Annotated in this window: 14 protein-coding genes; 11 read left to right on the forward strand and 3 right to left on the reverse strand. The window is 73.7% G+C overall.

All coding sequences use genetic code 11. The features are described 5' to 3' along the window. Positions 1-155: 155 nt before the first annotated feature. Positions 156-1388, forward strand: coding sequence for a radical SAM family heme chaperone HemW (gene hemW / locus ACFC02_RS08935; RefSeq protein WP_376354230.1), 1233 nt, complete (start codon positions 156-158; stop codon positions 1386-1388). A 126-nt stretch (positions 1389-1514) separates the two neighbouring features. Here the strand turns inward: hemW and ACFC02_RS08940 are convergent, their stop codons facing one another. Then, positions 1515-2318 (reverse strand): DUF3097 domain-containing protein, encoded by an 804-nt coding sequence (locus ACFC02_RS08940; protein WP_376354232.1) that lies wholly within the window; start codon positions 2316-2318, stop codon positions 1515-1517. A gap of 32 nt (positions 2319-2350) precedes the next feature. Beyond that, entirely contained in the window at positions 2351-3094 is a 744-nt protein-coding gene (locus ACFC02_RS08945; RefSeq protein WP_376354234.1) for an MBL fold metallo-hydrolase, read from the reverse strand. Positions 3095-3241: 147 nt separating this feature from the next. On the opposite strand from ACFC02_RS08945, the gene hrcA reads away from it, so the two are divergent. The 9 genes from hrcA to ACFC02_RS08990 all read left to right on the forward strand — a co-directional run bounded on the left by hrcA (position 3242) and on the right by ACFC02_RS08990 (position 13686). After that, a complete protein-coding gene (hrcA, locus tag ACFC02_RS08950) occupies positions 3242-4258 on the forward strand; it encodes a heat-inducible transcriptional repressor HrcA (RefSeq protein ID WP_360973451.1) in 1017 nt (338 codons plus the stop codon). Further along, positions 4259-5395, forward strand: coding sequence for a molecular chaperone DnaJ (gene dnaJ, locus ACFC02_RS08955; protein ID WP_376354239.1), 1137 nt, complete (start codon positions 4259-4261; stop codon positions 5393-5395). It begins immediately after the preceding gene. A 230-nt stretch (positions 5396-5625) separates the two neighbouring features. Continuing rightward, entirely contained in the window at positions 5626-6723 is a 1098-nt protein-coding gene (locus tag ACFC02_RS08960) for a nitronate monooxygenase (RefSeq protein WP_360973447.1), read from the forward strand. After that, positions 6720-7457 (forward strand): 16S rRNA (uracil(1498)-N(3))-methyltransferase, encoded by a 738-nt coding sequence (locus ACFC02_RS08965; protein ID WP_376354242.1) that lies wholly within the window; start codon positions 6720-6722, stop codon positions 7455-7457. The genes ACFC02_RS08960 and ACFC02_RS08965 overlap by 4 nt, the downstream gene beginning before the upstream one ends. A gap of 20 nt (positions 7458-7477) precedes the next feature. Further along, positions 7478-7870, forward strand: a complete 393-nt coding sequence (locus tag ACFC02_RS08970; protein ID WP_376354245.1) for a VOC family protein — start codon at positions 7478-7480, stop codon at positions 7868-7870. Between the two features lie 190 nt (positions 7871-8060). Next, positions 8061-11315: a S41 family peptidase gene (locus ACFC02_RS08975; protein WP_376354247.1), complete on the forward strand. Its 3255-nt coding sequence runs from the start codon at positions 8061-8063 to the stop codon at positions 11313-11315. A 92-nt stretch (positions 11316-11407) separates the two neighbouring features. Then, positions 11408-11761 carry a histidine triad nucleotide-binding protein gene (locus ACFC02_RS08980; RefSeq protein WP_360973439.1) on the forward strand — a complete coding sequence of 118 codons (354 nt, stop codon included), beginning with the start codon at positions 11408-11410 and terminating at the stop codon, positions 11759-11761. A 6-nt stretch (positions 11762-11767) separates the two neighbouring features. Beyond that, positions 11768-12673 carry a ribonuclease Z gene (locus ACFC02_RS08985; protein ID WP_376354251.1) on the forward strand — a complete coding sequence of 302 codons (906 nt, stop codon included), beginning with the start codon at positions 11768-11770 and terminating at the stop codon, positions 12671-12673. A 20-nt stretch (positions 12674-12693) separates the two neighbouring features. Continuing rightward, the gene (locus ACFC02_RS08990; RefSeq protein ID WP_376354253.1) at positions 12694-13686 is read left to right on the forward strand and encodes an adenosine deaminase; all 993 of its coding nucleotides are present in this window, start codon (positions 12694-12696) and stop codon (positions 13684-13686) included. Between the two features lie 93 nt (positions 13687-13779). On the opposite strand, the gene ACFC02_RS08995 is transcribed toward ACFC02_RS08990, so the two are convergent. Beyond that, on the reverse strand, positions 13780-14574 hold the full coding sequence (locus tag ACFC02_RS08995) for an IclR family transcriptional regulator (protein ID WP_376354256.1): 795 nt from the start codon (positions 14572-14574) through the stop codon (positions 13780-13782). 158 nt (positions 14575-14732) lie between these two features. Here ACFC02_RS08995 and ACFC02_RS09000 point away from each other — a divergent pair, with 158 nt between their 5' ends. Next, positions 14733-16025 carry a glucarate dehydratase family protein gene (locus ACFC02_RS09000; RefSeq protein ID WP_376354359.1) on the forward strand — a complete coding sequence of 431 codons (1293 nt, stop codon included), beginning with the start codon at positions 14733-14735 and terminating at the stop codon, positions 16023-16025. Positions 16026-16060 lie beyond the last annotated feature (35 nt).

Genomic DNA, 16060 nt, shown 5'->3' on the forward strand with positions numbered 1-16060 from the left:
TCCGGCCAGGGGCGTGGGCCCCGGCCCGGTGGCCCGGGCCACCCGTGACCCGATTGCACCCCGACCGCACCCCGACCGCGCCCCGACCGCGCCCCGGCCCGCCCCGCCGCCCCACGCGTCCCCGCACTGTCGCGGCGTGCTGGACAATGGAAGGCATGCCTTCCGCACTCCCCGACGGCGAGCCCGTCCCCGCCGACGGCGCGCTGCCCGCTTCCGCGCTCGCCGGGGCCGCCGGCCGGCCGCTCGGGTTCTACCTGCACGTGCCCTACTGCGCCACCCGCTGCGGCTACTGCGACTTCAACACCTACACCGCCACCGAACTGCGCGGCAGCGGCGGCGTGCTCGCCTCCCGCGACAACTACGCGGCGACCCTGGTCGACGAGGTCCGCCTCGCGCGCAAGGTGCTCGGCGACGACCCGCGCCAGGTCCGCACGGTCTTCGTCGGCGGCGGCACGCCCACGCTGCTCGCCGCAGGTGACCTGGTACGGATGCTGGCGGCGATCCGCGACGAGTTCGGTCTGGCGCCCGACGCGGAGGTCACCACCGAGGCCAACCCCGAGTCGGTCGACCCGGCGTACCTGGCGGCGCTGCGCGAGGGCGGTTTCAACCGGATCTCCTTCGGCATGCAGAGCGCGAAGCAGCACGTGCTGAAGATCCTCGACCGCACCCACACCCCCGGTCGCCCCGAGGCCTGTGTCGCAGAGGCCCGCGAGGCTGGTTTCGAGCACGTCAACCTGGACCTGATCTACGGCACCCCCGGCGAGTCCGACGACGACTGGCGGGCCTCCCTCGACGCGGCCCTCGGCGCCGGCCCCGACCACGTCTCCGCGTACGCCCTCATCGTCGAGGAGGGCACCGGGCTGGCCCGCCGGATCCGCCGCGGCGAGATCCCCATGACCGACGACGACGTGCACGCCGACCGCTACCTGATCGCCGACGAGATGCTGTCCGCGGCGGGCCTCGACTGGTACGAGGTGTCCAACTGGGCCACCTCCGAGGCGGGCCGCTGCCTGCACAACGAGCTGTACTGGCGCGGCGCGGACTGGTGGGGAGCGGGCCCCGGCGCGCACAGCCACGTGGGCGGCGTGCGCTGGTGGAACGTGAAGCACCCCGGCGCATACGCCGCCGCGCTGGCCGAGGGCCGCTCCCCGGGCGCCGGGCGCGAACTCCTCACGGACGAGGACCGCCGGGTGGAGCGCATCCTGCTGGAGCTGCGACTCAAGGAGGGTGTGCCGCTCTCCCTCCTGCGCCCGGAGGGCCTGGCCGCCTCCCGGCGCGCGCTGTCCGACGGTCTCCTGGAGCAGGCGCCGTACGAGACCGGACGCGCCGTCCTCACCCTGCGCGGGCGGCTCCTGGCGGACGCGGTGGTGCGGGACCTGGTGGACTGAAAACCCCTCCCCGCCTTTGCGGGGACCACGATCTGCTCGGCCGGGTCGACCGGCTCATCGACGAGACATCCCCGCGTCGGCGGGGACAGTCCACCGGGCTGGACGCGTTCAACGACCTTGACCGGCTCAGGGCACGGTCACATGGTCGATGAGACGTTCCACACATCCCAGCAGCTCCGGCTCCAGGTCCTTGTACGACCGCACCCGCGCGAGGATCCCCTGCCAGGCGGCGCCCGTGTTGTCCGGCCAGCCCAGCGCGCGGCAGACGCCCGTCTTCCAGTCCTGGCCGCGCGGGATCCGGGGCCAGGCCTCGATACCGAGGGAGGACGGCTTCACGGCCTCCCAGACGTCGATGTACGGATGGCCGACGACCAGGGCGTGCTCGCCGGTCACCGCCTCGGCGATGCGCCACTCCTTGCTGCCTGGCACGAGGTGGTCCACGAGGACGCCGAGGCGGGCGTCCGGGCCGGGCGCGAACTCGGCGACGATCGCCGGCAGGTCGTCGACGCCCTCCAGGTACTCGACGACGACCCCCTCGATGCGCAGGTCGTCGCCCCACACCTTCTCGACCAGCTCGGCGTCGTGCCGGCCCTCCACGTAGATGCGCCCGGCGCGGGCCACGCGCGCGCGTGCACCGGCGACGGCGACCGAACCGGAGGCCGTACGGGTGGGGCGTACCGGACCGGCGGCGGGCCGCACCAGCGTCACCGGCCGCCCCTCCAGCAGGAACCCCCGGGGCTGGAGCGGGAACACCCGGTGCTTGCCGAAACGGTCCTCCAGGGTCACCGTGCCCGCCTCGCAGCGGATCACCGCGCCGCAGAAACCGGTTGCCGGTTCCTCGACGACCAGCCCGGGCTCGGCCGCCACCTCCGGCACCGGCGGCGGCTTCTTCTTCCAGGGAGGGGTCAGATCGGCGGAGTACTGGCGCATTCGAGTGACGATATGGAGATCTCCGGCGGTGATCAGCGCGACACGCCGAAGCGCGCCGCCAGCGCGTCCCGCTGGGACCGGACGAAGGCCGCGTCGACCACCGCGCCGTGCCCGGGGACGTACAGCGCGTCCTCGCCGCCCACCTCCAGCAGGCGGTCCAGCGCGTCCGGCCACCGCTCCGGTACGGCGTCGGGGCCCGCCTGCGGCTCATCGGACTCCTCGACGAGGTCACCGCAGAAGACCACCGTCCGGTCCGCCGGCCGCTCGCCCGGCACCACCACGGCGAGGTCGTGCGCGGTGTGCCCGGGCCCCACGTTCGCCAGCAGCACCTCCCGGCCGCCGCCCAGCGGGACGGTCAGCCGGTCGCGGACCTCGCGGCCGGGGCGCACCAGGGCATCGGCGGCCTCCTCGGCCGCCCGCGCGTCCAGCCCCTGGCGGACCCCGTCCGCGCGCAGCTCCGCGCGCTCGCGCTCGTCGCCGAGCAGCGCGCCCGCCCCCTCTGCGGCGAAGACCTCGGCCGCCTCGAAGGCCGCCGCCCCGAAGACGTGGTCGAAGTGGAGGTGCGTGAGCGCGAGAAGAGTCACACCGCCGCCGGTCAGCTCCCGCGCCCGCGCCCGCAGCCACGCGCCCTCCGCGAGGGACGACCCCGTGTCCACCCACAGCGCCGCACCGTCCCCGAGGACCAGTCCGGCGGTGCAGTCCCACACCGGCAGCCGCAGCCGGCCGACCCCGCCCGCCAGCCGCTCCCAGCCCAGCTCTTCCCAAGTCATGGTCATACCGCGACGCTAAGGCAGGCCCGTCCTTGCGCGGACCGGTCTTGCCCCCGGCGTACCCGGCGGCCGTACACTGGGCCGGGGGATGCTGGCACTCGTATGCGCCGAGTGCCAGGTGGGAACCGAGGGACGACTCTGGAGGTGCGCGCGATGCTCAGTGAGCGAAGGCTGCAGGTGCTGCGCGCCATCGTCCAGGACTACGTCGGCACCGAGGAGCCGGTGGGCTCCAAGGCCCTCACCGAGCGGCACAACCTCGGCGTCTCACCGGCCACCGTCCGCAACGACATGGCGGCCCTGGAGGACGAGGGCTTCATCGCCCAGCCGCACACCAGCGCCGGCCGCATCCCCACCGACAAGGGGTACCGCCTCTTCGTCGACAAGCTCGCCGGGGTCAAGCCGATGACCGCGCCCGAGCGGCGCGCCATCCAGAACTTCCTCGACGGCGCGGTCGACCTCGACGACGTGGTGGCCCGCACGGTGCGGCTGCTGGCGCAGCTGACCCGGCAGGTCGCCGTGGTGCAGTACCCCTCGCTGACCCGTTCGACCGTCCGGCACGTGGAACTGCTCTCGCTCGCCCCCGCGCGTGTGATGCTCGTGCTGATCACGGACACCGGACGGGTCGAGCAGCGGATGATCGACTGTCCGGCGCCCTTCGGCGAGACGTCCCTGGCGGATCTGCGCGCGCGGCTGAACAGCCGGGTCGCGGGCCGCCGCTTCGCGGACGTGCCGCAGCTGGTGGAGGACCTCCCCGACGGCTTCGACCTGGAGGACCGGGGGGCGGTCGCCACCGTGCTCTCCGCCCTCCTGGAGACCCTCGTCGAGGAGAACGAGGAGCGGCTGATGATCGGCGGCACCGCCAACCTCACCCGCTTCGGACACGACTTCCCCCTGACCATCCGGCCCGTCCTGGAGGCGCTGGAGGAGCAGGTCGTCCTGCTCAAGCTGCTCGGTGAGACACAGGATCCGGGCATGACCGTGCGCATCGGTCACGAGAACGCACACGAAGGACTCAACTCCACGTCCATCGTGTCGGTGGGCTACGGTTCGGGCGGCGAGGCAGTCGCCAAGCTCGGCGTGGTCGGACCGACCCGCATGGACTACCCGGGAACGATGGGAGCGGTACGCGCAGTGGCACGGTACGTCGGACAGATCCTGGCGGAGTCGTAAGTGGCCACGGACTACTACGCCGTTCTCGGCGTGCGCCGCGACGCGTCGCAGGATGAGATCAAGAAGGCGTTCCGTCGGCTCGCGCGCGAGCTGCACCCGGACGTCAACCCGGATCCGAAGACCCAGGAGCGGTTCAAGGAGATCAACGCCGCCTACGAGGTGCTGTCGGACCCGCAGAAGAAGCAGGTCTACGACCTCGGCGGCGACCCGCTCTCGCAGTCCGGCGGAGCCGGCGCCGGCGGCTTCGGGGCCGGTTCCTTCGGCAACTTCTCCGACATCATGGACGCGTTCTTCGGCACGGCGTCGCAGCGCGGGCCGCGCTCGCGCACCCGCCGGGGCCAGGACGCGATGATCCGGCTGGAGGTGGAGCTGGACGAGGCTGCCTTCGGCACGACGAAGGACATCCAGGTCGACACGGCCGTCGTCTGCACCACCTGCAACGGCGAGGGCGCCGCGCCCGGCACCACCGCGCAGACCTGTGACATGTGCCGCGGCCGCGGTGAGGTCTCGCAGGTCACCCGGTCCTTCCTGGGCCAGGTCATGACCTCCCGCCCCTGCCCGCAGTGCCAGGGCTTCGGCACCGTCGTGCCGACCCCGTGCCCGGAGTGCGCCGGTGACGGCCGCATCCGCGCCCGCCGCACGCTGACGGTGAAGATCCCGGCCGGTGTGGACAACGGCACGCGGATCCAGCTCGCAGGCGAGGGCGAGGTCGGCCCCGGCGGCGGCCCGGCCGGCGACCTCTACGTCGAGATCCACGAACTGCCGCACCAGACCTTCCAGCGGCGCGGTGACGACCTGCACTGCACGGTCACCATCCCGATGACCGCGGCGGCCCTCGGCACCAAGGTGCCGCTGGAGACCCTGGACGGCATGGAGGAGGTCGACATCCGGCCCGGCACGCAGTCCGGCCAGTCGATCCCGCTGCACGGCCGAGGCGTCACGCACCTGCGCGGCGGCGGCCGGGGCGACCTCATCGTCCACGTCGAGGTCCAGACCCCGACCAAGCTCGACCCCGAGCAGGAGCGCCTGCTGCGCGAGCTGGCTGAACTGCGCGGCGAGGAACGCCCCCAGGGGCAGTTCCAGCCGGGGCAGCAGGGGTTGTTCTCGCGGTTGAAGGATGCGTTCAACGGGCGTTGAGCCGGGCGCCTGGTGCCGGGGGTCCGGGGGTCGTCCCCCGGGCGGGCACAGTCAGCCGGGGCAGCAGGGGTTGTTCTCGCGGTTGAAGGACGCCTTCAACGGGCGCTGAGCCGGTAGGCGTCGCCACGATGCACGTCCCAGGGCAGCCGCCGACGTCGGTGGCTGCCCTCGGCATATGCCGGAGGACGCCCGGATTCGGAGCCGTACGCAGGACGTGACACCATGCGGTCATGTCCTCCGCATTGTCCGCACTGACCGATCTCTTTCCCCATCCGATCGTGCAGGCCCCGATGGCGGGCGGCCCCTCCGGGCCGCAGCTCGCCGCCGCGGTGTCCGAGGCCGGCGGGCTGGGCTTCCTGGCCGCCGGGTACAAGACGGCGGACGGCATGTACCAGGAGATCAAGCAGGTGCGCGGGCTGACCGGCCGCCCCTTCGGCGTGAACGTCTTCATGCCCCAGCCGGAGCTCGCGGAATCCGGCGCCGTCGACCTCTACGCCCAGCAACTGGCCGGCGAGGCCACCTGGTACGAGACCGAGCTGGGCGACACCGACTGCGGACGGGACGACGGCTACGACGTCAAACTCGCCGTCCTCCTGGACGACCCGGTCCCGGTGGTCTCCTTCCACTTCGGCGTCCCCACCCGCGAGGTCGTCGACTCCCTGCACCGCGTCGGCACGTACGCCCTGGTCACCGCGACCACCGTCGAGGAGGCGCTGGCCGTGGCACGGGCGGGCGCGGACGCCGTGATCGCGCAGGGCGTGGAGGCGGGCGGCCACCAGGGCGCCCACCGCGACCAGCCGGAGAACGACGGCGCCGGCATCGGCGTCCTCTCCCTGGTCGCGCAGCTCCGCGAGGCCGTGGACCTGCCGATCATCGCCGCCGGAGGCATCATGCGCGGCAGCCAGATCGCCGCCGTCCTCGCGGCCGGCGCGAGCGCCGCCCAACTGGGCACGGCGTTCCTCGCCACCCCCGAGTCCGGGGCGAACGCCCTGCACAAGCAGGCCCTGACCGACCCGCTGTTCCCGCACACGGAACTGACCCGTGCCTTCTCCGGGCGGCCCGCCCGCGGACTGGTCAACCGTTTCGTGCGCGAACACGGCCCGTACGCGCCCGCCGCCTACCCGGAGGTCCACCACCTCACCTCGCCGCTGCGCAAGGCCGCCGCGAAGGCGGGCGACCCGCAGGGCATGGCGCTGTGGGCGGGCCAGGGCCACCGCATGGCCCGCGCGCTGCCCGCCGGGGAGCTGGTGGCGGTACTGGCGGCCGAACTGGATGCCGCCAGGACAGCGTTGTCGGCGTACCCCTCGACCGGAGGCGACCCGCGATGACGGCGCCGGTGTTCGTGGTCGACCGACTGGACGACGGGCAGGGGCAGTGCGTGCTGGACGGCCCCGAGGGACGGCACGCCGTCTCGGTGAAGCGGCTCCAGCCCGGTGAGCGGGTCGTGCTCACGGACGGCGCCGGGCGGTGGGCCGAGGGAGAGGTGACCGCCGCCGAGGGCAAGGACCGGCTCGTCGTGCGCCTGGACGAGGTGACCGAGGAACCCCCGCGGTCGCCCCGTATCACCGTCGTCCAAGCCCTCCCCAAAGGCGACCGCGGCGAGCTGGCCGTGGAGACCATGACGGAGGTCGGCGTCGACGCGATCGTGCCCTGGGCCGCCTCCCGCTGCATCACCCAGTGGAAGGGCGAGCGGGGGCTCAAGGCGCTCGGCAAATGGCGGGCCACCGCCCGCGAGGCCGGCAAGCAGTCCCGCCGGGTCCGCTTCCCCGAGGTCGGGGACGCCGCGACGACCAAGCAGGTCGCCGCGCTCCTCGCGGCGGCGGACTTCGCCGCCGTGCTCCACGAGAGCGGCGAGGAGCGGCTGGCCACCGCCCAACTCCCCGACCGCGGCGAGATCGTGCTGGTCGTGGGCCCCGAAGGCGGCGTCTGTCCCGAGGAGTTGGCGCTGTTCGCCGAGGCCGGCGCCAAGCCCTACGTACTGGGTCCTACTGTGTTGCGTACATCGACCGCCGGCACCGCGGCCGCGGCCCTGCTCCTGGGCCGCACCGGCCGCTGGTCCTGACCGCGCCAGGGGCAAACACCGTGGAACTCGCCCAAGTACGGCTCCTCGTCACCGACTTCGCCGCCTCCTACCGCTTCTACGCCGACGTGCTCGGCCTCAAGCCGCAGTCCGGTGCGGTGCGGGGACCGTACGAGAAGTTCAGCCCCGCCACCGGCTCCGCGGGCATCGCCCTCCAGGACCGGGCGATGATGGCCGGGGTGCTGGGCGAGCTGGGCGAAACCGTCACCGGGCACCGCTCGCTGGTGGTGCTGCGCGTGGACGACCTGGACGCCTACTGCGCACAGATCACCGAGCGCGGCGCGACCGTGCTGCACGGCCCGGCTCCGATGACGGACCGCATGCGCGTCGCCCACCTGAAGGACCCCGAGGGCAACCTCGTGGAACTCCAGGAGTGGCTGCTGCTGAGCTCCTGACGGTGTGCGGGCGCGCACGGCGCGCAGGTGGCCGCACGCGCTCCGGCGCACCGGCCCGGACACGCGGCCCGCTCCGACGGCGGCGGCAGGGCGAACACGCCGGAAAGGCAGGCGACGCGCGGGCCGCGAAGTGATCCCGAAGTGATCCGGACCCCTGTCCGTGACCGCGGGCGCTGCGTAGGGTGATCGGGTGACTCAGTCCGCATCGTCTGCATCGACCGTACCGTCTGCGTATCTCCGGTTTCCGCACCTGCACGGGGAGTTGGTCGCCTTCACCGCCGAGGACGACGTGTGGCTCGCGCCGCTGGACGGCGGCCGGGCCTGGCGGGTCAGCGCCGACAACGTGCCGGTGAACCACCCGCGCATCTCGCCCGACGGCACCACCCTCGCCTGGACCTCCACCCGCGACGGCGCCCCCGAGGTGCACGCGGCGCCGGTCGCCGGCGGTCCCGCCAAGCGCCTGACGCACTGGGGGAGTTGGCGCACCCAGGTGCGGGGCTGGACCTCCGGCGGCGAGGTCCTCGCGATCAGCACCCAGGGCCAGGCCAGCCTGCGCCGCAGCTGGGCCCGCGCCGTCCCGCTCGACGGCACCGAGGCCACCACCCTGCCCTACGGCCCGGTCGGCGACATCGCGTACGGGCCGCACACCGTGCTGCTGTCCGCGCCGATGGGCCGCGAGGCCGCCTGGTGGAAGCGGTACCGGGGCGGCACGGCAGGCAAGCTGTGGATCGACCCGGAGGACACGGGGGAGTTCGTCCGGCTCCACGCCGACCTGGACGGCAACATCGAGTACCCGCTGTGGGTGGGCGACAGGATCGCGTTCCTCTCCGACCACGAGGGCACCGGCGCGCTGTACTCGTCGCAGGCCGACGGCTCCGACCTGCGCCGCCACACGCCCCATGGGGGCACCTCCCGCTCGAGCGAAGCCGAGAGCGGGGGAGGCTTCTACGCCCGGCACGCCGCCACCGACGGCACCCGGGTCGTGTACGCGAGCGCCGGTGAACTCTGGCTCCTGGACGACCTCGACGGCGCCGAACCGCGCCGCCTCGACATCCGGCTCGGCGGGCCGCGCGTGGACCTCCAGCCGTACCCGGTCGACGCCGGCCGCTGGTTCGGCTCCGCCGCCCCCGACCACACCGCCCGCGGCAGCGCCGTGGCCGTGCGCGGCGCCGTCCACTGGGTCACCCACCGCTCGGGCCCGGCCCGCGCGCTCGCCGCCGAACCCGGCGTCCGCACCCGGCTGCCCCGCACCTTCCGCGCCGACGGCGAGGAGTGGGTGGTGTGGGTGACCGACGCCGAGGGCGACGACGCGCTGGAGTTCGCGCCCGCCACCGGCCTCGCCCCCGGCGCCACCCCGCGCCGGCTGGCTGCGGGGCAGCTCGGCCGGGTCCTGGAACTGGCCATGTCGCCCGACGGCAGCCGTGCCGCCGTCGCAGCCCACGACGGACGGCTGCTGCTCGTCGAGCGCGAGAGCGGCGAGGTCCGCGAGGTCGACCGCAGCGACAACGGCGACGTCACCGGTCTCGCGTTCTCGCCCGACTCGGCCTGGCTCGCCTGGTCCCACCCGGGCCCGAGCCCGCTCAGCCAGCTCCGCCTGGCCCACACCACCGACCTGTCGGTCACCGAGGCGACCCCGCTGCGCTTCCAGGACTACGCGCCCGCGTTCACCCTGGACGGCAAGCACCTCGCCTTCCTCTCCCACCGCTCCTTCGACCCGGTCTACGACGAGCACGTCTTCGACCTGGCGTTCGTGGAGAGTTCCCGCCCGCACCTGATCACGCTGGCCGCGACGACACCGTCCCCGTTCGGCCCGCAGCGCCACGGCCGCCCCTTCGAGGCCGCCGACAAGGACGAGACCCCGGACAGCGAGGGCGCCCCGGCCACCCGCATCGACCTCGAAGGACTCGCCGACCGCATCGTGCCCTTCCCGGTCGAGGCCGCCCGCTACTCCAACCTGCGCGCCGCCCGAGACGGCGTGCTGTGGCTGCGCCACCCGGTCACCGGCGTCCTCGGCGCCTCCCGCGCCACCCCCGAGGACCCCGACCCGAAGACCGAGCTGGAACGCTACGACCTCGCCCAGCAGCGCATCGAGCACCTGGCCGCCGACGCCGACCACTTCGAGGTCAGCGGCGACGGCAAGCGCGTCCTGCTGTGGTCCGACGGCAAGCTCAGGGTGGTCCCCAGCGACCGGCGGGCCTCCGGCGACGAGGACAGCGACTCCAACATCACCGTCGACCTCGGCCGGGTGCGCCAGTACGTCGACCCGGCCGCCGAGTGGCGGCAGATGTTCGAGGAGACCGGCCGCATCATGCGGGACAACTTCTGGCGCGCCGACATGAGCGGCGTCGACTGGGACGGCGTCCTCGACCGCTACCGGCCCGTCCTGGACCGCCTCGCCACCCACGACGACCTCGTGGACCTGCTGTGGGAGGTGCACGGCGAACTCGGCACCTCGCACGCCTACATCACTCCGTTCGGCGCCTTCGGGGACGGCGCCCGCCAGGGCCTGCTCGGCGCGGACCTCTCCCGGCACGAGGACGGCAGCTGGCGCATCGACCGCATCCTGCCCTCGGAGACCTCGGACCCGCACGCCCGCTCCCCGCTCGCCGCGCCCGGCGTCGCCCTCCGCCCCGGGGACGCCGTCCTCGCGGTCGCCGGCCGGCCCGTCGACCCGGTGACCGGCCCCGGCCCGCTGCTGGTCGGCACGGCCGGCAAGCCCGTCGAGCTGACGGTCTCGCCCGCCGGCGGCGGGGACGTGCGGCACGCGGTCGTGGTGCCCCTCGCCGACGAGGAACCGCTGCGCTACCACGCCTGGGTGACCGACCGCCGGGCCTACGTGCACGAGAAGTCCGGCGGCAGGCTGGGCTACCTGCACGTGCCCGACATGCAGGCGCCCGGCTGGGCCCAGATCCACCGCGACCTGCGCGTCGAGGTGGCCCGCGAGGGCCTGGTCGTGGACGTGCGGGAGAACCGCGGCGGCCACACCTCCCAGCTCGTGGTGGAGAAGCTGGCCCGGCGGATCGTCGGCTGGGACCTGCCGCGCGGCATGCGGCCGGAGAGCTACCCGCGGGACGCGCCGCGCGGCCCCGTCGTCGCCGTCGCCAACGAGTTCTCCGGCTCGGACGGCGACATCGTCAACGCGGCGATCAAGGCGCTGGGCATCGGCCCGGTCGTCGGCACCCGCACCTGGGGCGGCGTCATCGGCATCGACAGCCGCTACCGCCTGGTCGACGGCACGCTGATCACCCAGCCCAAGTACGCGTTCTGGCTGGAGGGTTACGGCTGGGACGTGGAGAACCACGGCGTGGACCCGGACGTCGAGGTCGTCCAGCGCCCGCAGGACCACGCGGCGGGCCGCGACCCCCAACTCGACGAGGCGATCAGGCTGGCCCTGGAGGCGCTGGAGTCGACACCCGCCAAGACGCCGCCGGACCTTCCCGCCTGAGGACCGGGGCTGCGGGCCGGCCGCCCACCGGCCCGCAGCCGACCGACTACGATGCCCCGTACCAGCTCACCGGCCCGAAGGAGCGCACGCGCATGGCAGGGGAACCCCAGGACGACTGCCTGTTCTGCAAGATCGTCGCGGGTCAGGTCCCCGCGACGCTCGTCCGCGAGACGGACACGACCGTCGCCTTCCGCGACATCAACCCCCAGGCGCCCACCCACATCCTGGTGATCCCCAAGGCGCACTACAAGGACGCCGCCGCCCTCGCCGCGGGCGCCCCCCAGCTCGCCGCCGACGTCCTGCGCGAGACCCAGGCCGTCGCCGAGGAGGAGAAGCTGGAGAGCTACCGCACCGTCTTCAACACGGGCGCCGGCGCGGGCCAGACCGTCTGGCACGCCCACGCGCACCTCCTCGGCGGCCGCGGCCTGCAGTGGCCCCCCGGGTAGGGTCCCGTGTCCGTCCGTGAACTCGTCGTCCTCGGCACCGCGAGCCAGGTCCCGACCCGGCACCGCAACCACAACGGCTACCTGCTGCGCTGGGACGGCGAGGGCATCCTGTTCGACCCCGGCGAGGGCACCCAGCGGCAGATGCTGCGCGCCGGGGTCGCCGCGCACGACCTGAACCGGATCTGCGTCACCCATTTCCACGGCGACCACTCCCTGGGCCTTGCCGGAGTGATCCAGCGGATCAACCTCGACCAGGTCCCGCACGAGATCACCGCGCACTACCCGCGCTCCGGCGAGCATTTCTTCGACCGCCTGCGGTACGCCACCGCCTACCGCGAGACGGTCGCCCTCACCGAGGCCCCCGTCGACGCCGACGGCCCCCTCGCCGTGACCCCGGCGTACACCCTGGAAGCCCGCCGCCTCTCCCACCCCGTCGAGTCCTACGGCTACCGGCTCACCGAACCCGACGGCCGCCGCATGCTGCCCGACCGGCTTGCCGCGCACGGGATCACCGGCCCGGACGTGGGCCGCCTCCAGCGCGAGGGGTCCCTCGGCGGGGTGCCGCTGGAGGCGGTGAGCGAGGTGCGGCGCGGGCAGCGGTTCGCGTTCGTCATGGACACCCGGCTCTGCGAGGGCGTGCACGCGCTCGCGGACGGCTGCGACCTGCTGGTCATCGAGTCGACGTTCCTCGACGAGGACGAGCCGCTCGCCGTCGAGCACGGTCACCTGACCGCCGCCCAGGCCGCCCGCGTGGCCCGGGACGCGGGCGTACGGCACCTCGTCCTCACCCACTTCAGCCAGCGCTACACAGAACCCGAGGAGTTCGAACGGCAGGCGCGGGCGGCCGGATTCGAGGGCGAACTGACCGTGGCCCACGACCTGCTGCGGGTGCCGGTCCCGAAACGCCGGTGAAAGAGCCGTAGGATTCTTCGATGCCCCTGCCCAAAGCTGAACTGCACCTCCATATCGAAGGCACCCTGGAACCCGAGCTGGCCTTCGAGCTGGCCGCGCGCAACGGTGTGGAACTCCCGTACGAGGACACCGACGCGCTCCGCGAGGCCTACCGGTTCAAGGACCTCCAGTCCTTCCTGAACCTGTACTACGAGCTGATGGCCGTCCTGCGCACCGAGCGGGACTTCGCGGACCTCGCCGACGCCTACCTCGCGCGGGCCGCCGCGCAGGGCGTGCGGCACGCGGAGATCTTCTTCGACCCGCAGGCCCACCTCGCGCGGGGCGTCAGCATGGACACCGTCGTCGAGGGACTGTGGCGCTCGCTCGGCCGCAGCGAGGAGAGGCACGGCGTCTCCACCCGGCTGATCCTGTGCTTCCTGCGCGACGAGTCCGCCGAGTCGGCCCTGGAGACCCTTCAGGCCGCCCGGCCGTACCTGGACCGGATCGCCGGCGTCGGACTCGACTCGGCCGAGGTCGGGCACCCGCCGGCCAAGTTCCGCGAGGTGTACGAGACGGCCGCCGCGCTCGGGCTGCGGCGCGTGGCGCACGCGGGGGAGGAGGGCCCGCCGGAGTACATCACCGAGGCCCTGGACGTGCTCGGCGTGGAGCGCGTCGACCACGGCCTGCGCTGCATGGAGGACCCCGCGCTGGTCGCCCGCCTGGTCCGCGACCGGATCCCGCTGACCCTGTGCCCGCTCTCCAACGTCCGGCTGCGCACCGTCGACACCCTCGCCGGCCACCCGCTGCCCGCCATGCTGGAGGCGGGCCTGCTGTGCACGGTCAACTCCGACGACCCGGCCTACTTCGGCGGCTACGCCGGCGACAACTTCGACGCGGTCCACCGCGCCCTCGCCCTGAGCGAGGACCGGCTGCGCGAACTGGCCCGCAACTCCTTCCTCGCCTCCTTCCTGGAGGACGACGAGGAGCGGCGCCGTCGCTACCTCGCCGAGGTGGAGGCGTACGAGTTCCCGTAGGCCCCTCCTTCCGCGGGACCGGAGGCTCCTTCCGCGGAACCCCGGGCCCGCGGGCCCGGGGGCCATGGGCCCGTAGGCCCCAGGGCGGAGTGCTCAGCGCCAGTGCGGCGCGCCGCCCGCGCCGGGAGCGGCGGCCTCGATCCCGGCCCTGATCCCGCGCATCACCGTGACGATCCGCTCCTCGTGGGCCGGGGTGAGCCGGGCCACCGGCACCGAGCAGCTGATCGCGTCCAGCGCCGGAGTGTCGTAGCGCAGGGCGAAGCCGAAGCCGGCGATGCCGGGGACGCTCTCCTCCCGGTCGACCGAGTAGCCGCGTTCCCGCACCCGCGCCAGATCGGCCGCCAGGGCGTCCCGGTCCGTGCGGGTGTGCGCGGTCAGCGCCTCGTACGGGCCGTCGGGAAGGTCGGCGTCGGCGCGCTCGGCGAGCAGCGCCTTGCCGAGCGCGCCCGCGTGCGCGGGCAGCCGCCGCCCCACCCTGCTGATCGTCCTCAGGTACTCGTGCGACTCCCGCGTCGCCAGGTACGCCACGTCCCGCCCGTCCAGCCGCCCCAGGTGGATCGTCTCGCCCAGCGCCTCGGACGCCTCGTCCAGGTACGGCCTCACCAGCCCGACCCGGGGGTCGGAGTCCAGGTAACCCGTGCCGGTGAGCAGGGCGTGGATGCCGATGCCGTAGAGCGAGCCGGTGACGTCCGTGCGCACCCAGCGGCGGGAGACGAGGGTCTGGAGCAGGGCGTACATGGAGCTGCGCGGCGCGCCCAGCGCGTCGGCCAGCTCCTGCAAGCGGGCGGGGCGGCCCCCGCGCGCGGCGAGCAGTTCGAGCAGTTCGACCGTCCGCGCCGCCGACTTCACCTCGCGTACGCCGCCCGCGGCGCCCCCGGTCTCCGACATGCGCCGATCGTAGACCGGGCCGGGGGAGGGGAGGGGAGGGGCGGTGGGCGGATGCCCAGCCATTGACGCCTCCCGTTCGGCTATCTAATCTCCATCTCCATACGTGGATGGCATCTACAGAGGGAGACGAGAGCGTGAGTGTCGCCGGCCGGAGGACCCTGCTCGACCTCACCATCACCGAGGTGCGCCTGACGCCGATCCTGGTCGCCGACCCGCCCCTGCTGAACACCCAGGGCGTGCACCAGCCGTACACGCCCCGGCTGGTCGTGGAGGTCGTCACGGCCGACGGGACGACAGGGGTGGGCGAGACGTACGGCGACACCAAGTACCTGGAGCTGGCCAGGCCGTTCGCCGAGCGCCTGAAGGGGCGTCAGCTCAGTGACCTCAACGGCCTGTTCACGCTCGCGGACGAGGTCGCTGTCGACGCCTCCCGCGTCGAGGACGCCGTGGACGTCGGTGGCCTGCGCGGCGTGCAGACCGCCGGCAAACTGCGCCTGTCCGTCGTCTCCGGGTTCGAGGTCGCCTGCCTGGACGCGCTCGGCAAGGCGCTCGGGCTGCCCGTGCACGCACTGCTCGGCGGCAAGGTGCGCGACAGCGTCGAGTACAGCGCGTACCTGTTCTACAGGTGGGCCGCGCATCCGGCGGGCGTGCCCTGCGAGCAGGACGACTGGGGCGCCGCCGTCGAACCGGCCCAAGTCGTCGCGCAGGCCCGGCGGTTCGAGGAGCGGTACGGGTTCACGTCCTTCAAGCTGAAGGGCGGCGTGTTCCCGCCGGACGAGGAGATCGCCGCCGTGCGCGCGCTGGCCGGGGCGTTCCCCGGCCGCCCGCTGCGGCTCGACCCCAACGGCGCCTGGTCCGTCGCCACCTCGCTGAGGGTGGCGCAGGAGCTGGGGGACGTCCTGGAGTACCTGGAGGACCCCGCGCTCGGCACGCCCGCCATGGCCGAGGTCGCCCGGCGGACGGGGGTGCCGCTGGCCACCAACATGTGCGTGACGACGTTCGCCGAGATACGGGAGGCGTTCACGAAGGACGCCGTGCAGGTCGTGCTCTGCGACCACCACTACTGGGGCGGACTGCGCAACACCGGGCAACTCGCCGCCGTCTGCCGCGCCTTCGGGGTGGGAGTGTCCATGCACTCCAACACCCACCTGGGCATCAGCCTCGCCGCGATGACCCACGTCGCCGCGACGGTCCCGGACCTCCATCACGCCTGCGACACCCACTATCCCTGGCAGGCGGAGGACGTCCTCACCGAGCGGCTCACCTTCACCGGCGGCCGCGTCGCCGTACCGGAGGGGCCCGGACTCGGTGTCGAACTCGACCGGGAGAAGCTGGCGTTCCTGCACCGGCGGTGGCTGGCGGACGACGGCTCCCTGCGGGACCGTGACGACGCGGCGGCCATGCGGATCACGGACCCGCAGTGGACGACCCCGGCGGTGCCCCGCTGGTGAGGGGCGCGGACTTCCCGAGGTGCCGCCCCACCCGG

This window comes from Streptomyces sp. NPDC056160 (assembly GCF_042268205.1).
Taxonomy (GTDB): Bacteria; Actinomycetota; Actinomycetes; order Streptomycetales; family Streptomycetaceae; genus Streptomyces.